The 20584-nt window shown below is 41.5% G+C and carries 23 protein-coding genes; 8 read left to right on the top strand and 15 right to left on the bottom strand.

Annotated elements, in window-relative coordinates:
- Positions 1-14: 14 nt before the first annotated feature.
- Together DJ568_RS17205 and DJ568_RS10180 are read right to left on the bottom strand one after the other, a co-directional pair.
- Positions 15-182: a hypothetical protein gene (locus DJ568_RS17205; protein ID WP_158534916.1), complete on the bottom strand. Its 168-nt coding sequence runs from the start codon at positions 180-182 to the stop codon at positions 15-17.
- 6 nt (positions 183-188) lie between these two features.
- Entirely contained in the window at positions 189-611 is a 423-nt protein-coding gene (locus DJ568_RS10180) for a YybH family protein (protein WP_114005164.1), read from the bottom strand.
- Positions 612-675: 64 nt separating this feature from the next.
- Here DJ568_RS10180 and DJ568_RS10175 point away from each other — a divergent pair, with 64 nt between their 5' ends.
- The 6 genes from DJ568_RS10175 (at position 676) to DJ568_RS10150 (ending at position 7172) form a co-directional block, all read left to right on the top strand.
- A complete protein-coding gene (locus DJ568_RS10175) occupies positions 676-1563 on the top strand; it encodes a carbohydrate kinase family protein (RefSeq protein WP_114005163.1) in 888 nt (295 codons plus the stop codon).
- A gap of 115 nt (positions 1564-1678) precedes the next feature.
- On the top strand, positions 1679-2776 hold the full coding sequence (locus DJ568_RS10170; protein ID WP_114005162.1) for a vWA domain-containing protein: 1098 nt from the start codon (positions 1679-1681) through the stop codon (positions 2774-2776).
- Between the two features lie 88 nt (positions 2777-2864).
- Positions 2865-4367, top strand: coding sequence for a sigma 54-interacting transcriptional regulator (locus tag DJ568_RS10165; protein ID WP_114005161.1), 1503 nt, complete (start codon positions 2865-2867; stop codon positions 4365-4367).
- Between the two features lie 8 nt (positions 4368-4375).
- On the top strand, positions 4376-5641 hold the full coding sequence (locus DJ568_RS10160; RefSeq protein ID WP_114005160.1) for a metallophosphoesterase: 1266 nt from the start codon (positions 4376-4378) through the stop codon (positions 5639-5641).
- Between the two features lie 21 nt (positions 5642-5662).
- On the top strand, positions 5663-6553 hold the full coding sequence (locus DJ568_RS10155; protein ID WP_199560953.1) for a UbiA family prenyltransferase: 891 nt from the start codon (positions 5663-5665) through the stop codon (positions 6551-6553).
- Positions 6543-7172: a class I SAM-dependent methyltransferase gene (locus tag DJ568_RS10150; protein ID WP_114005159.1), complete on the top strand. Its 630-nt coding sequence runs from the start codon at positions 6543-6545 to the stop codon at positions 7170-7172. The genes DJ568_RS10155 and DJ568_RS10150 overlap by 11 nt, the downstream gene beginning before the upstream one ends.
- 45 nt (positions 7173-7217) lie before the next feature.
- On the opposite strand, the gene DJ568_RS10145 is transcribed toward DJ568_RS10150, so the two are convergent.
- The 3 genes from DJ568_RS10145 to DJ568_RS10135 are packed head-to-tail and all read right to left on the bottom strand — an operon-like array spanning position 7218 to position 11431.
- Positions 7218-7907: a response regulator transcription factor gene (locus DJ568_RS10145; RefSeq protein ID WP_114005158.1), complete on the bottom strand. Its 690-nt coding sequence runs from the start codon at positions 7905-7907 to the stop codon at positions 7218-7220.
- 1 nt (position 7908) lies between these two features.
- Positions 7909-9540: a sensor histidine kinase gene (locus DJ568_RS10140; protein ID WP_114005157.1), complete on the bottom strand. Its 1632-nt coding sequence runs from the start codon at positions 9538-9540 to the stop codon at positions 7909-7911.
- 10 nt (positions 9541-9550) lie between these two features.
- A complete protein-coding gene (locus tag DJ568_RS10135; RefSeq protein ID WP_114005156.1) occupies positions 9551-11431 on the bottom strand; it encodes a S9 family peptidase in 1881 nt (626 codons plus the stop codon).
- A 140-nt stretch (positions 11432-11571) separates the two neighbouring features.
- Here DJ568_RS10135 and DJ568_RS10130 point away from each other — a divergent pair, with 140 nt between their 5' ends.
- Together DJ568_RS10130 and DJ568_RS10125 are read left to right on the top strand one after the other, a co-directional pair.
- The gene (locus DJ568_RS10130) at positions 11572-13383 is read left to right on the top strand and encodes a tetratricopeptide repeat protein (RefSeq protein ID WP_114005155.1); all 1812 of its coding nucleotides are present in this window, start codon (positions 11572-11574) and stop codon (positions 13381-13383) included.
- Positions 13384-13397: 14 nt separating this feature from the next.
- Complete coding sequence (locus DJ568_RS10125; protein ID WP_114005154.1) at positions 13398-13703, top strand: DUF4286 family protein; 306 nt, start codon at positions 13398-13400, stop codon at positions 13701-13703.
- A gap of 83 nt (positions 13704-13786) precedes the next feature.
- Here DJ568_RS10125 and DJ568_RS10120 read toward each other — a convergent pair whose 3' ends face one another.
- From DJ568_RS10120 to DJ568_RS10075, 10 genes are read right to left on the bottom strand one after another with little or no spacing between them, the layout of a single operon-like run.
- A complete protein-coding gene (locus DJ568_RS10120; RefSeq protein WP_394339545.1) occupies positions 13787-14596 on the bottom strand; it encodes an OmpA family protein in 810 nt (269 codons plus the stop codon).
- A complete protein-coding gene (locus DJ568_RS10115) occupies positions 14597-15259 on the bottom strand; it encodes a DUF2461 domain-containing protein (RefSeq protein ID WP_114005153.1) in 663 nt (220 codons plus the stop codon).
- A gap of 45 nt (positions 15260-15304) precedes the next feature.
- Positions 15305-15583 carry a hypothetical protein gene (locus tag DJ568_RS10110; RefSeq protein ID WP_114005152.1) on the bottom strand — a complete coding sequence of 93 codons (279 nt, stop codon included), beginning with the start codon at positions 15581-15583 and terminating at the stop codon, positions 15305-15307.
- A 12-nt stretch (positions 15584-15595) separates the two neighbouring features.
- Entirely contained in the window at positions 15596-16171 is a 576-nt protein-coding gene (locus tag DJ568_RS10105) for a DUF420 domain-containing protein (protein WP_114005151.1), read from the bottom strand.
- Between the two features lie 5 nt (positions 16172-16176).
- Complete coding sequence (locus tag DJ568_RS10100) at positions 16177-16845, bottom strand: SCO family protein (protein WP_233496672.1); 669 nt, start codon at positions 16843-16845, stop codon at positions 16177-16179.
- Between the two features lie 29 nt (positions 16846-16874).
- A complete protein-coding gene (locus DJ568_RS10095; protein ID WP_114005149.1) occupies positions 16875-17231 on the bottom strand; it encodes a cytochrome C oxidase subunit IV family protein in 357 nt (118 codons plus the stop codon).
- 20 nt (positions 17232-17251) lie between these two features.
- The gene (locus tag DJ568_RS10090) at positions 17252-17971 is read right to left on the bottom strand and encodes a cytochrome c oxidase subunit 3 (protein ID WP_114005148.1); all 720 of its coding nucleotides are present in this window, start codon (positions 17969-17971) and stop codon (positions 17252-17254) included.
- 19 nt (positions 17972-17990) lie between these two features.
- Complete coding sequence (locus tag DJ568_RS10085; protein ID WP_317047538.1) at positions 17991-18575, bottom strand: cytochrome c oxidase subunit 3; 585 nt, start codon at positions 18573-18575, stop codon at positions 17991-17993.
- Positions 18572-19435 carry a heme o synthase gene (cyoE, locus tag DJ568_RS10080; RefSeq protein ID WP_114005147.1) on the bottom strand — a complete coding sequence of 288 codons (864 nt, stop codon included), beginning with the start codon at positions 19433-19435 and terminating at the stop codon, positions 18572-18574. Before cyoE ends, DJ568_RS10085 begins: the two co-directional genes overlap by 4 nt.
- Entirely contained in the window at positions 19432-20493 is a 1062-nt protein-coding gene (locus DJ568_RS10075) for a COX15/CtaA family protein (protein ID WP_114005146.1), read from the bottom strand. The genes cyoE and DJ568_RS10075 overlap by 4 nt, the downstream gene beginning before the upstream one ends.
- Positions 20494-20584 lie beyond the last annotated feature (91 nt).

Genomic DNA, 20584 nt, shown 5'->3' with positions numbered 1-20584 from the left:
TGCTTAGTCCAGATTTAGCGAAAAGAGTATGTTTTAGCGGAGGGCAAAAAGATTTTCTTTATACGTCCGGCAAAATGCAATAGCCACGCGCCTGCATAACGCGCCCCAATAAAGGCGCCGCCGAGTACCCAATCTAAAAGCACGACACCTAACAGCTTTGCAACAAACTCAATGACGATCATAAAAATCTACCCCGAAGTATGGTCTGATACAATTTTCCATAGCCCGTCAATTTGCTGCATCATTAAAGTAAAATAACCTTCAAGGGTGTTGTTATTACTTTTAACTTCCCAGCCCCCCAAAACAAATACGTTTTTGTTATCAATAAACTTAATATTGATAATATTATAACGTAAAGCACCCATAGCTTCCTTATCAGGATAACTGCTTTTATACCTATCGTATATTTTCTGCCAGCCATATACGGGTCCGCGCTTACCCACAAACAGCAGAGAGTCTGACTTGGCATAAAAACTCATGAATCCATCTAAATCGCCGCGGTTCCAGGCAACGGACTGTGTTTCGAGCACGCTTAGTATATCACGGTTGTCCTGCGCCTTTGTTAACATTGCGCTAACACACAGGAAACAGCTTAGTAACAATATCTTCATAATCTAAAAATAAGTATTTATTTCAACTTAACCTATTAGCTTTGTAGCGGATTTACAATAGGGTATGAAGAATCACGTATTATGTTTTGGCGAAGTATTGTGGGATACATTTACGGATGGTAAGAAGCCCGGCGGTGCGCCTATGAATGTTGCACAGCATCTTGCCCAGCAGGGCCACGAGGTGTCGCTAGTTAGCCGAATCGGCAAGGATAATTCAGGTAAAAAGCTGGCTGAATTCTTAAAAAAGAATGATCTGTATGGTAAACATGTACAACGCGACGATGAGTTGCCTACCTGCGAAGTAACGGTTAAGTTAGACGACAGCAACCAGGCAACGTATACCATACCGCAACCCGTATCATGGGATAACATTAAGGTTGAGAACGGTTTAAAAAAACATGCCCGCAAAGCCGCTGCCATTGTTTACGGTAGCTTAGCTTCGCGCAGCAAAAAAACACGCAATACACTGCAAACGCTGCTTGATGAAACTACCGCGCTAAAAATTTTTGATGTCAATCTTCGCGCTCCTCACTATAACCTGGAGAATATCGATATACTCGCGGCAAAGGCTAACGTGGTAAAAATGAATGAGGAAGAGGCAAGCCTGTTAGTAGGCGGCCACGCCGACCAGTTAAAAAACAATATCCAGGAATTTCAAAAAAAATACCACGCCAAAACAATTGTTGTAACACGTGGCGACAAGGGCGCCATGGTTTGGCACGATGAAAAGTTTTATGAGCACCCGGGCTTTTCCGTTAACGTTGTTGATACGGTAGGTGCCGGCGATGCCTTTTTGGCTACATTGATAAGCGGCATACTTAAGGACAGGCCTATGGATCTGGTATTAGAAAAAGCCTGCGCTATTGGCGCGTACGTTGCCGGTAAAAGAGGGGCGAATCCTGAGTATGATAAAGATGAAATTAAAACGATTAAAGGAATAGCAGCCGCCTGAACATCAAGTAAAATGCGGGTTTTCTAACAGTTGTGTCATTTATCACCCGCGATGTTGTTCCTGTCAAACTTTTAAACAAAAATATCCGTTAATTTATGTTCAGGAAAGGACATCAATGCGCGGTTACGGATTCTCAAAATTTACTCCCTCACAAATGCCAAAAGGCGGGTTTGAGGAATTGCTAAAGCTTTTTCTTGAACTGCTTAACTATACATCCGGCGATGCTGACGAAGCACTGGCCTGGATGAATGAGCTGGATAAGCAGTACCATATTACCAGCGATGAGTATGGCATGGGTGACTTTATTGACGAACTGAAGCAGAAGGGCTACCTTGATCAGGACGGGCAGGGCGGAGGTTTCGCAATAACTGCTAAAACCGAGCAAAGTATACGTCAATCTGCTTTGGAAGAGATTTTCGGCAAGCTTAAAAGATCCGGTAAAGGTAATCACCGCACGCCGCAGTCGGGACAAGGAGATGAAAAGAACGCGGAACGGCGGGAATTTGAGTTTGGGGATAGCCTTGACCAGATAGATATGACGCAATCTATCCACAATGCCCAGGTTAACCACGGCATAGGCGATTTTATGATGACGGAGCGTGACCTGGAAGTGGAAGAGATGGACTACAAAACCCTTACTTCTACCGTGCTTATGATTGATATATCACACTCCATGATATTGTATGGCGAAGACAGGATTACCCCCGCTAAAAAGGTAGCTATGGCGTTGGCCGAACTTATCCGGACGAAGTACCCTAAAGATACACTGGATATAGTTGTTTTTGGTAACGATGCCTGGCCTATCACTTTAAAAGACCTGGCTTATTTACAGGTTGGCCCTTACCATACCAATACTTATGCAGGGCTTGAGCTGGCGACTGATATATTACGCCGCCGAAAAACGCATAACAAGCAGATATTTATGATAACTGACGGTAAGCCAACGTGCTTGAAGGAGGGTACTAAATATTATAAAAACAGCATCGGGCTTGACAGGAAAGTGGTGAACAAAACTCTTAACATGGCGGCTCAGTGTAAACGCCTAAAGATACCTATCACAACCTTTATGATAGCCAAAGACCCTTACCTGCAACAGTTTGTACGTAAGTTTACTGAAACCAATGGCGGCAAGGCATTTTACAGCTCGCTGAACGGTTTGGGCGAATACATATTTGAGGACTATATTAAAAACAGGCGCAGGACGGTTAGGTAAATTGTCTGAACCGGGATTTATATATTAAAGAATTACAAAATACTATCACCAGTGAATGATATTTTGATTGGTGAGATCAAAAACGATAATGACTATAACAAACATAAAAACACTTGGCGAGCTAAAAAAAGCAGGCTATAAGAGCCGGTCTGTAAAAGAAGAATTACGCGAAAATCTGATAGCTCAGCTAAAACATAGCGAAGATGGCTTTGAGGGAATCATAGGTTTTGAAGATACTGTTATTCCCGATTTGCAAACGGCTATACTATCACGGCACAATATACTGTTGCTGGGCTTGCGCGGACAAGCCAAAACACGTATTGCGCGCCTATTGGTTAACCTGCTTGACGAATATGTGCCTTATATTGCCGGATCAGAACTGTTTGACGATCCGCTGAACCCTATATCGTGGTTTGGGCATAGTGAAGTAGAAACAAAGGGCGACAGTACTCCTATAGCCTGGATACATCGTTCTGAACGCTATACCGAGAAACTTGCTACGCCCGATGTAACCGTTGCCGACCTGATCGGCGATGTTGACCCGATAAAGGCCGCTACTTTAAAACTAACCTACTCTGATGAGCGGGTTATACATTTCGGCTTAATACCGCGTGCACACCGGGGCATATTTGTAATTAACGAGCTGCCTGATTTGCAGGCGCGTATCCAGGTATCATTATTTAACATTTTGCAAGAAAAGGATATACAGATACGAGGCTTTAAATTAAGGCTTCCGCTTGACATTCAATTTGTTTTTACAGCCAACCCTGAAGATTATACCAACCGCGGTTCTATAGTAACGCCATTAAAAGACAGGATAGAAAGCCAGATATTAACGCATTACCCGCGCTCCGTAGAAATATCACGCAAGATAACACAGCAGGAAGCACTGCTTACAGACTCGCAACGAAACACCATTGAGGCTGACGGACTAGTTAAAGACCTGGTTGAACAAATAGCATTTGAGGCCCGGAACTCTGAATATATTGATAAAAAATCCGGAGTCTCTGCCCGCCTTACCATATCGGCCTACGAAAACCTCATAAGCAATGCCGAGCGCCGGATGATTATTAATAATGAGGAAAGCACGTTTGTACGTATATCAGACTTTTTAGGAGTTATACCCGCCATTACCGGAAAAATAGAGTTGGTTTACGAAGGTGAGCTGGAAGGTCCGGCCAAAGTTGCCAATATCCTGATAGGAAAAGCTATTAAGACCCTGCTGCTACAATTTTTCCCGGATCCTGAAAAAGCCAAAAAATCAAAGTCCCCTAATCCTTATGCCGCCATCATCAATTGGTTTGGCAATGGTAACAGCCTGTCATTAGTTGATGATTTACCAGCCGGTGAATATAAAAAAGCGTTAAATTCGGTGCCGGGATTAAAGGCAGTTATAAAGCAGTTTCATCCGCAACTGAGCGAGAGCCAGCAGTTGCTGCTAATGGAATTTGTTTTGCACGGCCTGGCAGAGTTTTCGCAATTAAACAAGGGTTTTTTAGATAATGGATTCGCCTTTTCAGACATGTTTAACAGCTTATTTAACCTGCAGCCCGACGAAGATGATATCGACCTGGATGACGACCGGTATTAACTAACAACATGCACGGAAAAGGACTAACGGTTACTATAATCAGCCTTATACTTTTAGTAGCCGATATTTATGTTATACAAGGGATAAGAGGAGCATTTCCAAAATGGCACTTTTTAAAGAGCCGAAAATTTGCGGTATTCTTTTACAGCATTACTGTTTTGCTGATAGCCGGCTTATATCTTAGTGTATATGTAAAACTGGGAGTAGGTATACGGGCCGCCATACTGTTGCTGTTCTTTTTACAGCTGATAACCAAAACGGTTTTTATCATGTTCGTTTTTGCTGATGACGTACGCCGCTGGGTAAAAAGCGCTTTTAAAACATTACCAAAGCCCGTTGATAAAGACAGTGATGAGTTACCGGCAATTCCCCGTTCGGCATTTTTATTAAAGGCCGGATTACTTGCAGCCGCGGTGCCATTAGGCGCAATGGTTTACGGGTCTGCTTCCAGCGTTTATGACTACCGGGTGCGACGGCGTAAATTATACCTGCGCAACCTGCCAAAGGCGTTTGACGGTATGAGGATTGCCCAGATATCAGATATACATTCAGGCAGTTTTTATAACAAAAAAGCGGTTGCAGGCGGAGTTGATTTGCTGATGGGCGAAGAGCCTGATATGGTTTTTTTTACCGGGGACCTGGTAAACGACATGACCAGCGAGATGCGCAACTACCAGGACATATTCAGCAAGATAAAAGCGCCGTTGGGCGTATACTCTACCACAGGAAACCATGATTATGGCGACTACTGCTGGTGGCCGGATGCCGCAGCTAAACAGAAGAACTTTGACGACCTGGTAACCACTCATAAAAACATGGGTTGGAAACTGCTGATGAACACCCATGAGCGTGTTAAAGTTGATGGCGAGGAGATAGGCATATTAGGTGTGGAAAACTGGGGTGAATTAAGCCGCTTTCCGAAATATGGGCGAATGGATTTGGCCGTGAAAGATACCGATGATTTGCCTGTAAAACTGCTGTTGTCGCATGATCCTTCGCACTGGCGTGCGCAGGTTTTGCCGCAATACCCGCAAATAGATGCGATGTTTTCCGGACATACACATGGGATGCAGTTTGGCGTGCGCACAGATGATTTTCAATGGAGCCCGATAAAATATGTATACCGCGACTGGGCTGGCTTATACCGCGAGGGAAACCAGCAATTATATGTAAACGTAGGGTTCGGTTTTATAGGTTATACCGGCAGAGTTGGTATTTTGCCCGAGATAACGATATTTGAATTGAAAGCCGGCGACAACCCTGATGTAACTTAAGGACGTCCGGCTGACGTGTTTATGAAAAAGAAACTGCAGCCGGTGTTGAACTTCCTGTTGTTCAGCAATGTATTTATGGCATTGTGTGCGGTAGCGCAGGCCCTGGTTACTTTTCATTTAATCAAAGTATCGCCCGTGTATGCCGTACTGGCACTGCTTTTTACAGCAACGTTGGGTTTATATAATTTTTGTATACTTATAACCCGTCCCAAAAATCCAAACGCATCTGGTTATTTGCGCGTACGCTGGTTTTTTTCGCATTACCGGTTAATGGTAACTTTTACCATTATATGCCTGCTGTCACTCATTCCTTTGTTCTTTATGGTGTCCATGCAGTCAAAAATACTGCTTATGTTTATGGGAGCTATATCGGTATGCTATGGCTTGCCGCTTTTCAGCGTTGGCGAACAACGGTTTGGGTTGCGCAATATACCCGGACTAAAACCTGTGCTTATTACCGTAGTTTGGGTAGGCAGCTGCGTGCTATTGCCGGTATTTGAGGCGCAGCACAAGCACCTGGTTGATATCAGTATGCGCGATGCGGTGATCTTGCTGGCAAAGCGCTTCTTATTTATCGCAGCACTTACAGTACCGTTTGACATACGCGACCTGTTTCACGACCGGCAAGCCGGCCTTAAAACCATACCTACGGTTTGGGGCGAAAAGAATGCTTACCTGTTTTGCCAGTTATTACTTGCGGGATATATCATATTCCTGTTTATGTTTAAAAATGCAGGATTCAGCACAGATTTTTTTGCGCTGACTGCAGTAGCGCTTTTAACGGGCTGGCTTATTTTTAAATCTACCTGGCAAAAAAACGAGTATTATTATTTTTTGTACCTGGATGGCGTCCTTATTTTACAATACATAGCGCTGGTAACTTTTAATTTGATTGCCGGAGATGCCAGCTAACTATAATAAAACAGCGTGGTTTTATGATGGCTTATCAACTTTGGTATATGGCCGTTCTCTTATCAATGCCCAGGGTTACTTACTTAAGTATATACAGCCTTATTCACACATACTTATCATTGGCGGCGGCACCGGGATTATATTGGAAAGTATTGCTAAAAAACACCCAGGGAGTTTGTCAATAACATATGTAGAGGTAGCAGAAAAAATGATAACAAGAGCCCGAAAGCGAAACACAGGCGGCAACAAAATTAATTTTGTGCATTCGGCTATCGAAGACGTTGATACACCTGGCGAGTTCGATATCGTAATTACCCCTTTTTTATTCGACAATTATAGTGATGAGGTTTTGAAAACTATGGTTCCACACATCAGCAGGCAATTAAAACCAGGTGGATTGTGGCTAAATACCGACTTCCAGTTTACAGGAAAGTGGTGGCAGTGGCTATTATTAAAAGGGATGTACGCTTTTTTTAAACTTTTTAGCGACATACCAACATCACGAATACCCGATATTAAACAGTGCTTAAGCAAAGCAGGGTGCCAACTCATTGAAGAGAAGGACTTTTACAGCGGGTTTGTACAAACCCAGGCATGGAGAAAAGCCTTAAACTCATAAAAATACAGAACACTTGAAACAGAACTGCCAGGCGTTAAACGGTATTTATTCGTAGGCGAACTTATAACCAATACCTCTAACAGTTTGCAAATACTGCGGCGAATCCGGGTTGCTTTCTATTTTTTTACGCAACCGCACAATGTGCATGTCAAGGGTACGCGTATTTACATCGGCATTGTAGCCCCAAACCTCCATCATCAGCTCCTCGCGGTTAATTACCTTATTTTTATTTTTAAGGAAATACAACAATATGCGGTTCTCAAGTATGGTAAGCTCTACCTTCCTGCCGTCTTTTATTAAAAGATGCGTATTAGGATGATGCTCCATATTAGCAAACTTATATGATTCGCTCTTGTCGCTATTCAGCGAGAATTTGATTTTATTGTCTATCATCGCTATCAGCACATCCATATTAAATGGCTTGGTAATGTAATCTGATACGCCAAAGTTGTACGCTTCGATTTTATCCACGTCCTGGGCTTTAGCCGTCATCATTATCACCAGCTTATCAAATCCGCTTTCGCGTATGCTGATACACACATCAGACCCTTGTTTGCCGGGCAGCATCCAATCCAGTAATACAATATCCGGATCATGCTCCAATATTATTTTTTCAGCGTCGTCGCCATTGCCGGCTTCTAGTACTTTATATCCCTCGGACTGTAGACGTTCTGCTACCAGGAAACGAAGGTTTTCGTCATCTTCAATCAGCGCAATCTTTATCTCTTTGCTCATATTATAATTGATATGGTAGTATAACGGTAAAAACTGAACCCTGGTTCAATTTACTTTTTACCGTTATATCTCCGTTTATAAAGTTAACCAGTTCTTTACAAAAAGCCAAACCCAGTCCAACGCTGCCGTTTTGATTATACTGGTTCTCCAGCCGGTAAAACTTTTTAAATATATTACTTAATTCGGTGCCTGGTATTCCAATACCTTTATCAGAAAAAGTAAAGAAGATACTCTTTTTTTGCTGCCATATTTTTATATCGAGATGCTTTTTATCCCTGTGCGAATATTTATACGCATTCTCCATCAGGTTTTGAAAAACGCTGCCCAGTAGTAATGGGTCAGTAAAAAACGTTTTAACTCCTAAAATATCAAGTGTAATATTAAAGTCGGGATATTTGATTTTAAAGGTTTCTATATACCCGTTAACAAATTTTGCAACATCTACTTCTTCCCTGTTAATTGCTATTGAACGGTTCTCTAACTGTGTGAATGAGAGCAGCCTGTTCATCAGGTCGTTAAGCTTATCTGCTTCTTCATCTAATATCTTGCCATAATGCTTAAGCTGCCGTTCGCTCATCGGGCTCTCGCCTCTTAAATTTGAGCCTGCAATTTTTATAACACTCACCGGTGTTTTAAATTCGTGCGTAAAGTTGTTTATAAAGTCGTACTGTAACTTAAAGAGTTTAATGTTCACATTCAGGTTCCTGTATATAAGCCACCCTGTAAGTACCAGGAAAAAGTATATAAGCATCACTAACCCTGCAAGAGGCATAAACCGCCTGTTTATTTCATCGGTTAGATAGGATTTGTCAGAGGCAAAGTAAAGTTTGTAGTTTGAAAAAGCTCCCGGCAAAGCAACTTCAGTAACCAGTTTCTCCTCCTGTACCTCAAGCGGATCATAAACTACGGGCTGCACGGTAATTTCTTGGTAGAGCTCGTTATGCACGTTCTTTATCTTCAGATAACCCGGGTCAAGATAAAAGGTTATCATGTTTTGTTTAAATACCGTTGGTTGCGGATGCTCAATTAAATCCTGATACATTTTTATATCCTGGCGGCGGGGGATATTCATGTATGATATTTTATCAGGCTTAACATCATAAAAAGCCCTGAATAACTCATCCTGCGTAGGTACACTTATGGTGTCTGACTGAACAATAAAGTCATTTAACTTAGCAGCCATTTGTTTAAAATCGCTCCCCTGAATTAAATTGGTTTTTTTTACAATTTTTATTTTTGGATCGGGGGGATAGTACTCAAAAGCTGATTTTACCGATATATTTAAAGTATTGCCATTTTCAACAGCGTTGCCTATACGTATATCATAAAACACTGTTCGGCGTACAAACGGATAACTCTCAAAAACTGAAGCGGCATAAGTTCCGGCAGACGCAGAATCTAAAAAGCCCTGGTAAGAAGTGATCTCCTTAATTTTATTCTCAAAGAATTCGTTATAAGGCTTTATAGTTTGCTCTAGTACATCTATCTTTTTGGAGGCGAATTCACCTTCGACATTTTTACCGGTGAGGTTGTAAGCTGTAATAAATGCTATTACAAGGATAACGGTGATCAGTATCAGGAAAACAATGATCAACGAGAAATTCTTCCGGTATACATTTTTGTGTGCTTTCACCCCGGGGAATTTAGTTTTTACCCATTAAGTTAGCTTCCAAGAATTTTTCTATCTCGGTATACATCTCAATCCTGTTGGCCTCATTACTAAAAATGGTACGTTCGTCGTTTTTCAGAATATAATTTACCGGAACATTTTTTTTACGCAGTTCCAGTACAAATTGATTCAGTTCGGCTATGTTGGTATGGGTATCTTTACCACCTTGGAAAATTATGAGTGGAACTTTTATCTTATCAGCATGAAATACCGGTGATATAGCCCGGAAAAGTTCAGCATCAGTTTCAGGATTACCAACCATTTCGTAAATCATTTTTAAATATGGCTTATAAAACGGCGGCGCATCTTTAATATAAGTAAAAAAGTTTATCAGGCCGTGCTGTACTACTGCGCACTTATATAATTCGGGATGAAATGAAACCCCGTGCAGTGCCGAAAAGCCGCCGAACCCTCCCCCGTAAATAGCGATTTTTTGCGGGTTAGCAACTTTTTGCGATACCATCCAGTTAACTCCATCGGTTATATCCTGTTGTATTTTACCGCCAACTTGTTTAAAGCCAGCATTGCGAAAAGCTTTACCATACCCGGTTGACCCGCGAAAGTTTACCTGCAAAACAGCATACCCCCGGTTGGCCAAAAATTGCACCTCGGCGTTATAACCCCACGTATTACGTGTCCATGGCCCTCCATGCGGCATAACAACTAACGGCAAATTTGTTTTGCCACGGCCTTTGGGGAGCGTTAAATAGCCATTTATTTGTAAACCATCACTTGCTTTAAATGCTATGGGTTGCATATCACTTAAATCAGCAGGTTTTATGCTTGAGTTTACGTCGCCCAGTTTAGATAGCTTGTTTTCGCCTACGTCAAAAAGATAATAGCTGCCGGGATTGTGATCTGAGTAGGTAAGAATAACAAACTTCTTTTCTGTCGAATCACGGTCAACAACCCTTATTTCATTACTTCTTAAATGATTGAGCAGGGTATTAAATACATTTTTAAGCGTATCGTTAAAAAAGTGTTTGCGGGGTGTGGCCTCTTCCCATGATGCATAATCAAGCCTGTGTTTATCCCTAAAGTATTCTATCCCGGCTACATCAGCATTGTCTCTTTTGTAAATAAGCTTTTCTTTACCGGTTTGAGCGTTAATTTCAACCAACGCCATCTTGTCTCTACCGAGGTTTGACAAGGCATAAAAATTATTTGACTTACCAATGAATGCTATAGGCCGCACGCTATTTTTGAAGTTGCTGGTAATAACCGGCTTAAACATTGCCTTTTCATTTGGCCTGAAAATGATTGTAGCATTTACACCGTCAGATGCTCTCGCCAACCTTATTTTACCGTCGACATCTGTGTACCATTCTACTACATCTCCTGGATTAATGATATAGGGTTTAAGAAGTCCGGTGTTAATATTTAAATGATAAACATCAAAAATAGCTTCGTCGCGCTTATTTAAGGATATGGTTAACACATCCGGTTGTAACTTATTAGCGTTAAATAACCTGTATCGTACGTTGTGCTCGGCTAAAATGGGATAAGTGTTTAATGTTTTCACATTAAGTGCAAACATCTTCAGACTATCGCTCGCTACAATATCCTGCGTAAAAATTATCTTGTTATTAAGTGTCCACAAATAGTCGGTTACAGGGTTATCTGTGAAGCTCGTGGCCATAAAGCCTTTACCGCTTTCAAGCGATTGGATATAAAGGTTTTGTTTGCTCTTATATGACTTTAAATACGAAATATACTTGCCATCAGGCGAAATGCGGAAAAATGTTTTTTCAGGAGTTTTAAAAAAATCAACCACAGGAATTTTTACAACCTTTTCATCGCAGGAGAAAATGCTTGCGGCTATCAGTATGTAAAGAAAAAATCGTAACCGATGCATATTGTTACAAAACCGTTTTACAATCGGTTAAAGTAATACTTTTTAAGCCTAGGAGGTTGTAATGTCACTACAATTTTACCCTTGCAAACATTATATTCATCAATTGTCCGTTTGCTTTATAAATGAGTATTTTTGATTAGATGAGGCGCTTACATAAAAATCTCTTTTTAATATTTTTTACACTTGTCTGGGCCAATGCTTTAGCCCAGGGCCCCGAACTTCAACTAGCCCAGCAGTATAGTGCCAATGGCGAACTGACGAAAGCCTATGAACTTTATCAAAAACTTTTTAAGCAGGATAACGATGCTTATTACCCTTTCTTTATTAACAATCTTATAACACTTAAAAAGCTTGACGAAGCAGAAAGCATCACTAAAAAAATGCTGCGCAGGCACCCGGGCGAAGTCGACTATGTTTTAAAACTCGGATCTGTTTACACACACCAGGGCAAGGGTGAAGATGCAGCTAAATTATACGACGAACTGATTAAGAATTTAGCACCTGATGTTGCAGTGATAGCCAACCTTGGCATGCAGTTTTATCAGAACGGCAATATAGAGTATGCTATTAAGACATTTAAGCAAGGGCGCAAGGCGGTTAATGATGAAACCGCTTTTGCGCACGAACTTATTACGCTTTACGGGCAAAAGCGAGATAAGGGGGCACTTACTGACGAATATTTGAATTTCTTACCCAGAAACCCTGGTTATGTAAAACAGGCCCAACATACGCTAGCAGGCTTATATGAAGGTAATGATGATTACGACGCGCTTAAATCTGCGCTGTTTAAAAAGATACAGAAAGATCCGCAACAAACTATTTATGTTGACTTGATTATATGGCAATTTCTGCAACAAAAAGATTATGACCAGGCACTTACCCAGGCCATTGCATTAAACCGGCGTACTAATGGCGATGGCAGCCGGGTATTTGAATTATGCCGCTCCTTGAACAATAACTCAGCTTACAACGCTGCCATACGTGGTTATGAATATCTGCTGAGCAAGGGCAGGAACGATCCTTTTTACATCTCAGCAAAAATTGAACTGATTAATACTAAAAACTTAAAAGTTACCACCGGGAAATATGCTGAGGCCGATTTATACAGCCTTGAAAAAGATTACAATGAGTTGCTCAGTGAATTTGGTAAAACCCGGAGCACCGCGTTTGCTATGCAAAAACTGGCAACCTTGCAGGGATTTAAATTGAATAAGCTTAATAGCGCGCAAAAACTGCTTGAAGAGGCGATAGCCATACCTGGTATTAGCGCCCAAATACTCGCTGCATGTAAGCTTGACTTGGGTGATATGTGTTTGCTTAATAACCGCCCATGGGACGCTACTTTATTATACAGCCAGGTTGAAAAAGGTTTTACCAATACCGAAATGGAAGAGGAAGCTAAACTCCGTAACGCTAAACTGGCGTATTTTACAGGCGATTTCGCCTGGGCAAAAGGGCAATTAGGCGTTTTGAAGGCGGCGACATCTAAACTTATTGCTAATGATGCCTTAAACCTTCAGTTACTTATAACCGATAACACCACTGCCGATACCACAGGAGAAGCACTTAAAATGTATGCCCGTGCCGACCTGCAAATATTTGCCGAACAACCCCAAAAAGCGATAAAGATATTAGACAGTATTGATAAAATGTTTCCAGGGAATACTTTGGCGGATGATATTTTGATGGCGCGGGCGCGGCTGCACATTGGTAGCAAGGATTACAACAACGCGGTTATGGCTTTAAAAAAAATCGCGGAGTTTCATAGTAACGACCTTTGGGCCGATGACGCCGTGTTTATGCTGGGTGATATTTATGATAACTATTTACCGGATAAAGCACAGGCACAGGCATACTATCAAAAAATTATTACCGACTACCCGGGAAGCCTTTGGATAAACGAGGCCAGAAAACGTTTCAGAATATTGCGCGGGGATACACCCGGTGCGTAGTTACTTATTAAAATATGATTATATACAACGAGACAGTAATTATTGAGGAAGCCGTACACCAGGAGTGGCTAACATGGATGCAACAAGAACAGATACCGGGTATTATGGCTACCGGCTGCTTTACATCGCACAAGGTGCTTACGGTAATAGACTCACCTAACGAAGGGGTGACTTATTGTATACAATATTTAACAGACGACAGGGACAAATATAACCGGTATAATCAACAGCACTTTACAGCCTTCCAACACGCGCTTAATCAGCGGTTCGCAAATCAGTTTGTAATGTTTAATACTTTGATGGAAACGGTGAATTCTTAGTCATATTATTAGCCAAACCGGCACGTTATCGCGTATGCATAATGCGCGATGTACGTAGTTAATAAGTCTGGTTACCTCAGGGGCTATTTCTTTATTAAGTTATACAATTCATCCAGTTTAGGACTAAGTACGATTTCGATACGACGATTTTTTGAGAGCGCCTCAGCGGTTGTACCCGGATCAATCGGTTGGTATTGACTTTTTCCTGTGGCGGTTAACCGCTGCGGGTCTACCTTTTCTACTTCAGTTAAATGCCGACTAACCGAGGTAGCGCGTAATACACTCAGGTCCCAGTTATCTTTTATCTGGCCCAGGTTAATTATCTTTTTAACATCAGTATGCCCCTCAACGGCAATATTAATATCAGGTTCTTTATTTAACACTACAGCCAGTTGCTTTAACGCTTGCTTCCCTTTTTCGTCAATAATAATGCTACCGGATGGAAAAAGCAGCTTATCAGTTAGTGATACATATACCTTGCCGTTGCGTATATCAACAGACAACCCGCTTTGTTGAAAACCCAGCAGTGCTTTTTGGAGTTTATCGCGCAGGGCATTGGTGGCCTCGTCACGCTTACGCAGTATCTCCTCCACCTCTTTCAAACGCGCTTCGCGCTTTTTAAGATTTTCAGAAAGCTCGTTTACCTTTGATGAGCTGCTTGTATAATTGTTGTTCAGCGTATTGTAGTTACCCTGTAATTCTGCCATTTCGCGATGCAGGCGGGCAGTGTCTGATTGCAGTTTTGCAAGCTGCTCTTCCAGGGTGCCGGTACGCGTAGTTAGCGAATCTATTTGCGCTAGCATAGCCTTGTGCTTTTTAGGGGATAATATTACACATGACTGCGCCGCTAACAAAATAAACAGCGCCAGGAAAAGGTTTTTTATTTTCATCATCTAAGCAATTGCGTTATTTAAAAAAACATTAAGCGGATAAATTTTGCAGCAAAGTGCCACTATTTTCTCAACAGCATCCTTTTTCAATAATTCTTCATCCTTTAACGGGTGCTGGGCTATAAAGCTTTTTAGCTTTAACAGGTCAATATCCGGATGGTCGGCATTATAATCCCGCGGCACGGTTTTTAGCCTGTCCTGCTCCCTTATATTGCCAAAAAGTTTTATAAACTCAGGTGTATCAACTATTTGTTTAAGGTCATGGGCATTATAGTCTATTTCCTGCCTTATCGCTTTCAGGTGCGACGCCTCGGGCATCCAATAACCTCCGGCTAAAAAAGCTTTACCCGGTTCAATATGTATGTAATACTCTGAACCACGCCCACCGCCGGGATTTTGCATCAGGCTTATACCAAAATTACGTTTGTAAGGTATTTTATCTAGGCTAAACCGTATATCACGATATATACGCAGTACACACTTTCTCGGGTCAGCCTCGGCATTCAGGTTAGCGTCAGTTTTCGCCAACAATTTTATTACAGCCTGTGTAAAGTCAATAACATTTTGCCTTGCATCATCATGGCGTTGCTTGTTGGCCATAAACCAATCACGGTTGTTATTATCACCCAGCTCCTTTAAAAAATCAAGCGTTTCCTTTTTAATCATATTATAATCAGGCAATATATTACCTGGCAACTATTCTGAAACCCTTTAGTTGAGGTTTAATTTTTCATCGCGCATGTTCAGCGCCACGTTTTTACGGCGGTATTTTTTATACCAGATAAAACCTGCCAGGGCAACGGCTATGTAAGGCATAGCAAGTAAATATAAAATGCCATTGTTTATCCCGGCAGTTTTATTGTCACCGCTTTGATTGTTTGATTCAACGGTAGCCGCGCATTGGGCGCACTGCGACCGGGCAGGTACATAAACGCCGATTGTTAAGCCCAACAAAAGGATAAAAAAGATTATTTTGAAGGCCCTGGTCATTCGCTTATAAAGTTAATTAATTTGATAATACGGCGAGATCATAAGGTAAACTATCACACCGGTTATAGTTACATAAAGCCATATAGGATACGCCCATCTAACCAGCTTGCGATGCTTTTCTACCTGCATTTGCAAGCCGCGATAAAAGCTTAATAATATTAACGGTAAAACGCCTGCTGCAAGTATAATGTGGCTTATTAGTATCGCAAAATAAACATACCGTATGCTGCCCACTGTGTCTTTCTCTTCAGGCGTTACTATATGGTCCGCATTTAAATCGCCATACTTCGTCTCGGGCGCTAGGTAATGGAAAAGGATATATGACACCAAAAAAAGGGACGAAAAGCAAAACGCCATGATGTTCAACCGCTTGTGCATGGTAACGTTTTTTTGCTTTATGTAATAAAGAGAGATAAGCAGTAACACTGTGCAGCTACCATTTAATATAGCGTTTAGCTTAGGTAAGAAATAAGTAAACGACGGAATTTCTGCCGGGCCCGGTATTATTTTTCTGTTCAATACAATTACTACCAGTAATACAAATATTGAAACGGCTGCTACAAATCTAAATATAAACTTATCACTCATAATATCTAACGCGGTGCTTTAATTTTGCGCAGTTCTTCCGCTATCTGCACTTTTATTTCATTATAAAGCCTGTTTACATCAGTATCTGATGTACCCGCATAATATCCGCGTATTCGCTTCTCGGCATCTATTAAAATCAGTTTATCACTGAATATGAAGTTCCCGTCATCCCCTTTTAGCGTATTTACCAAAAAGCCCTTGCGTGCCAGGTTGTATACCCCCGTAGTGTCGCCTGTTAAAAAGTGCCAATTATTGGGGTCAGCTTTATATTGCGCTGCATAACTTTTCAGCGTTTTGGGCCTGTCCCGTAGGGGATCTACTGTGATGCTGACAAATTTAACCATCTTATTTTTGGCGTACTTATCTGCAAGACGTTTTACATTACCGTGTATCTGGTTGCAAATATCGGGGCACCTCGAATAAAAAAAGTTTACAACAAAAATCTTTTTATCGAACTCTTTCGAAGTTACGATAGCACCGCTTTGGTTGATAAGTTCAAACTCAGGTAAGGTATGGTAAACCGTGTCAGGAATCTTTTCGCCATGAAACTTGTGGAAGGTTCCCGACAGATGCTTGGGGCCAAAATATTGCAAGCTTTTATAGCGGTTTTTGCCGCCTACGGTAAGCAAATAATATAAAAATCCCGGTACAGCTAAAATGCATACCAGGATCATTATTTTTTTTCCTATACCGGAATTACGCATTACAGGTTTTCAAACACCTTTTTCAAGTCGACCCAGTAATGACTTTCGTTAGTTAACACCAAAATCAACCCTATAATAAATAGGATAGGCACAACAATAGAATAAACCAAACCTACCTTTTCAAACTTTAAGTGCATAAAGTAGGCCACTATGTAAAACGCTTTAAACAGTGTAAGGATGATATAAACCGGGTTAGCTATATTAACACCTATTATATCTTTAGGTACCATGTATAGTGCAATAAAAAATTCTACTACGGTAATACCTAACAGGATAAAGAACACCTGCCAAATTTTTCCTTTGCTCATCGAAGCATGTTCTTCGCCGTGCTCATGAGCCTCTATATGTGATGACATATTATATATCTTTTAAATTTTTAAACTAAATAGAAGAAGGTAAACACGAATACCCACACCAAATCAACAAAGTGCCAGTACAAACCAACCTTTTCAACCATCAGGTAACTGCCACGCTTTTCATACGTGCCTGCCAGGATGTTAACAAAGATTATTATATTTATAATAACCCCACTGAATACGTGGAAACCGTGGAAACCAGTAATGGTAAAAAACAAATTAGCGAATTGCTGCGCTGATACATGGAAAGTAGCTTCTTCACCGCCCCTGAACAGGTGTTTCAGTTCTTCGGCATGCGGTATGCTTCCCCACCAAAAACCTTCATGGTGCAGGTGCGACCACTCTAAAGCCTGGCAACCTAAAAAGGTAAAACCTCCTATAATGGTGGCAAACATCCACCAGGCTACCTCTTTTTTTGAGTTGCGGTGACCTGCCTCAACAGCAAGTACCATAGTAACGGAGCTCATGATGAGGATAAATGTCATGATACCCACAAACACCAGCGGTTGACCATGGTCGGTAATGCCTGGTATTGATTGAAAAACCAACTCGGCAGATGGCCAGCTGGCGGCGCTGAAACGCAGCGCACCGTAAGCTATTAGCAAGGACGAGAATGTGAAGGCATCTGATAACAGGAAAAACCACATCATCATTTTACCATATTCAACAGCAAAGGGAGAACGGCCGCCCGCCCAAGGCGTTGTTTTTACTTCATCAATTTGTGTTACGTGTGTACTCATTTGTACTTGTTGTAGATTATTAATTCTGGTTCAAAAGTAAAAAAACATACAGATAAATCCATACAATATCGACAAAATGCCAAAATATACCGGATAACTCCATATAATACAGGTTTTTCACCTGAGCTACATTTACATAGCTTTTAATTAGTGCGTTTATAAGCAACAGTATACCGGCTAAAATGTGCAACAGGTGCATGCCGGTAAATACATATATAAATGATTGTGATGCGTTGGTATTAACAAAATACACGCCCATCTTAATCAACTCACCCCAGGCAAAAATTTGAGCGGCGAAGAAGCCTATTCCCAGGGCAATGGTAACCCATAAAAATAAACGCTGCAATGCAAAGTTAAGCTGCCTGGCGGCTCTTGCAGCCAATATCATGGTTAAGCTGCTTACAGCTATAATAATGGTACTGTAAATAAAAATAGGCGGCATAGTGGTATTAAGCCCACGGCCACTGCCGCCGCTGTAAACTATGAAGCCGCTTGTCAGCGCCGCGAAAATCATAAATGAGGCAAATATGATAAGCCACATCACAAATTTTTTGGGCGCCAGGTTTAGTCTGTCTTGTTCTTGCTGCATTTGAGCCATCATCATTTCACCTTTCCTATAAAATCAAATAAAAACATTAACTGCACAACAGGTAAATATAAAAACGAGCCATACATAAGGCTTTTTGCCGATTTAATATCCTGCTTAAGCATAAGCATGGTACCCTGGTATAAAAATACTAAACTAATAAGTAACGAAATGCCACCAACATAATAACCGCCATAACCGTAATAAGTTGGCATTAAACTTACCGGCAGTAAAATTACGGTTGACGCAAAGGCAAATACGGCACTTACCGCGTCGCGCTTACCCGATGGCAGCAGCCTGAAGCCTGCGAGTTTATAATCATCATTCAATACCCAGGCAATAGCCCAAAAATGGGGGAACTGCCAAACAAATTGTATCCCGAACAATATAAGTGCTATCTCATCAATTTTTGGATGGGCGGCTACGTAACCAATAAGCGGAGGTAAAGCCCCGGGTATAGCCCCTACAAACACTGCTACTGCCGATTTACGCTTCATCGGGGTATAAACGAAAGCGTACAGTAGTATAGAAAATATAGATAGGTAGCCTGCCGTTGGGTTGAGTTTACCCAACAATACTACACCGAAAATAGCCATCAACATACCGATAATAAGCGCCTGCCCGGTTGTCATATGCCCTGAAGGAATAGGCCGGTCCATCGTACGGCGCATTAGTTTATCAAGGTCTTTTTCGATAATCTCGTTAAAGCAATTGGCGGCAGAAGTAACCAGGAAACCACCCGCTATTAGTATAAGCCAGTCGCCCCATATAATTTGGCCGTTTACCTTGCTGCCAATTAAAAAGGATATAGAGGCCGAGAACACTACTAAAAGCGTCAGGCGCATTTTCACCAGTTTCGAAAAATCACTCCACCTCATGCATGCCCTCCCTGTACATTAGCTGTACGGTATAAATTTAACAATAGATAAAACTGCACACCAAAAATAAGGCTCGCCAGCACAATATGCGATGCTTGCGCGAAGGGTGGCAAAGCCCAGTATGATAATACAATACCTGTAACTATCTGAAGCATGATAATAAGAAAACTAAAACTCATTAGCTGTTGATGCAATGAGTGTCGTGAAAAACTTTTACGTATAAGTGCGTATAATAGCACGTTTACAATAATTACCAGCCAGGCTAAGTTACGGTGGTTAATAAAAATCTCCCCTGCATTTTGTACCCATGTGTCGCGGTAGCCACCTGCTAAATGTCCGGATACAGCATCTATTTTTTCCCTTACCTCGGTGCCAATGGCAATTTGCACAACCGATAATACCAAAGCTATAACTGTAAGCACCGTTACAAAACCTCTTTTTCGTATTGGTGGCCTGCCCGCAGTTTTTGCTATGTGATAGGCCGAAATAGTTATTGCTAATATAGCCAGCGCAAGCAGCATATGCACGGTTACTATCCAGGCAACCAAGTTGGTGGATACCACTATTGAACCAAGCCATCCCTGGAAACCCACCAAAAACACGTTGAATACACTGAGTATTGTTATCCACTTACTGGTATGCCATAACTTAAACGAGTATATAGCACTGACAATTAAAAATATACCTGTAACTGCGCCTACCAGCCGGTTAATATACTCGGTCCAGGTTTTAGCAGCGTTAAATTCTTCGGGCACCAGTATTGATCGATCTTCGCGGATACGGCGGGCGAGGTCCTTATAACCAAAAACATCAAGCATTTTTGAAAACTTTACGTTTTTTGCCTGCCTTTTGTCGGCGTAATGCTGTTTATAATCATCCGGTAGTTGCGATACCTGGGTAGGCGGAATGTAGCCACCGAAACACTTAGGCCAATCAGGGCAGCCCATCCCTGAGCCGGTACTGCGTACCACCCCTCCGGCCAGTATTGTTAAAAAAAGCGAAACCACGGTTATCAAATTGACTTTAAGAAACTTGCTTTTCGGGGTGGATCTACTCATTATCGCTTATGTCTGCCTAAAAAAATAGGGTATCTGAACAGGGAAATAATTCCGGTACAGATACCCTATATATCTAATCGGTAATTTCTCT

It is taken from the genome of Mucilaginibacter hurinus (assembly GCF_003324525.1).
Lineage (GTDB): Bacteria > Bacteroidota > Bacteroidia > Sphingobacteriales > Sphingobacteriaceae > Mucilaginibacter > Mucilaginibacter hurinus.
Note: the sequence above shows the minus strand (reverse complement) of the source record. Positions and strands in the feature narration are given on the sequence as shown.

What these genes read in the sequence shown, in the direction of transcription:
- DJ568_RS10110 (WP_114005152.1), bottom strand. Translation starts at nt 15,583, where the DNA reads ATGACCAGGGCCTTCAAAATAATCTTTTTTATCCTTTTGTTGGGCTTA.
- DJ568_RS10075 (WP_114005146.1), bottom strand. Translation starts at nt 20,493, where the DNA reads ATGAGTAGATCCACCCCGAAAAGCAAGTTTCTTAAAGTCAATTTGATA.
- DJ568_RS10095 (WP_114005149.1), bottom strand. Translation starts at nt 17,231, where the DNA reads ATGTCATCACATATAGAGGCTCATGAGCACGGCGAAGAACATGCTTCG.
- DJ568_RS10130 (WP_114005155.1), top strand. Translation starts at nt 11,572, where the DNA reads ATGAGGCGCTTACATAAAAATCTCTTTTTAATATTTTTTACACTTGTC.
- DJ568_RS10170 (WP_114005162.1), top strand. Translation starts at nt 1,679, where the DNA reads ATGCGCGGTTACGGATTCTCAAAATTTACTCCCTCACAAATGCCAAAA.
- DJ568_RS10105 (WP_114005151.1), bottom strand. Translation starts at nt 16,171, where the DNA reads ATGAGTGATAAGTTTATATTTAGATTTGTAGCAGCCGTTTCAATATTT.
- DJ568_RS10155 (WP_199560953.1), top strand. Translation starts at nt 5,663, where the DNA reads ATGAAAAAGAAACTGCAGCCGGTGTTGAACTTCCTGTTGTTCAGCAAT.
- DJ568_RS10085 (WP_317047538.1), bottom strand. Translation starts at nt 18,575, where the DNA reads ATGATGATGGCTCAAATGCAGCAAGAACAAGACAGACTAAACCTGGCG.
- cyoE (WP_114005147.1), bottom strand. Translation starts at nt 19,435, where the DNA reads ATGAGGTGGAGTGATTTTTCGAAACTGGTGAAAATGCGCCTGACGCTT.
- DJ568_RS10150 (WP_114005159.1), top strand. Translation starts at nt 6,543, where the DNA reads ATGCCAGCTAACTATAATAAAACAGCGTGGTTTTATGATGGCTTATCA.
- DJ568_RS10165 (WP_114005161.1), top strand. Translation starts at nt 2,865, where the DNA reads ATGACTATAACAAACATAAAAACACTTGGCGAGCTAAAAAAAGCAGGC.
- DJ568_RS10115 (WP_114005153.1), bottom strand. Translation starts at nt 15,259, where the DNA reads ATGATTAAAAAGGAAACGCTTGATTTTTTAAAGGAGCTGGGTGATAAT.
- DJ568_RS10145 (WP_114005158.1), bottom strand. Translation starts at nt 7,907, where the DNA reads ATGAGCAAAGAGATAAAGATTGCGCTGATTGAAGATGACGAAAACCTT.
- DJ568_RS10160 (WP_114005160.1), top strand. Translation starts at nt 4,376, where the DNA reads ATGCACGGAAAAGGACTAACGGTTACTATAATCAGCCTTATACTTTTA.
- DJ568_RS17205 (WP_158534916.1), bottom strand. Translation starts at nt 182, where the DNA reads ATGATCGTCATTGAGTTTGTTGCAAAGCTGTTAGGTGTCGTGCTTTTA.
- DJ568_RS10125 (WP_114005154.1), top strand. Translation starts at nt 13,398, where the DNA reads ATGATTATATACAACGAGACAGTAATTATTGAGGAAGCCGTACACCAG.
- DJ568_RS10175 (WP_114005163.1), top strand. Translation starts at nt 676, where the DNA reads ATGAAGAATCACGTATTATGTTTTGGCGAAGTATTGTGGGATACATTT.
- DJ568_RS10180 (WP_114005164.1), bottom strand. Translation starts at nt 611, where the DNA reads ATGAAGATATTGTTACTAAGCTGTTTCCTGTGTGTTAGCGCAATGTTA.
- DJ568_RS10090 (WP_114005148.1), bottom strand. Translation starts at nt 17,971, where the DNA reads ATGAGTACACACGTAACACAAATTGATGAAGTAAAAACAACGCCTTGG.
- DJ568_RS10100 (WP_233496672.1), bottom strand. Translation starts at nt 16,845, where the DNA reads ATGATCCTGGTATGCATTTTAGCTGTACCGGGATTTTTATATTATTTG.
- DJ568_RS10120 (WP_394339545.1), bottom strand. Translation starts at nt 14,596, where the DNA reads ATGATGAAAATAAAAAACCTTTTCCTGGCGCTGTTTATTTTGTTAGCG.
- DJ568_RS10135 (WP_114005156.1), bottom strand. Translation starts at nt 11,431, where the DNA reads ATGCATCGGTTACGATTTTTTCTTTACATACTGATAGCCGCAAGCATT.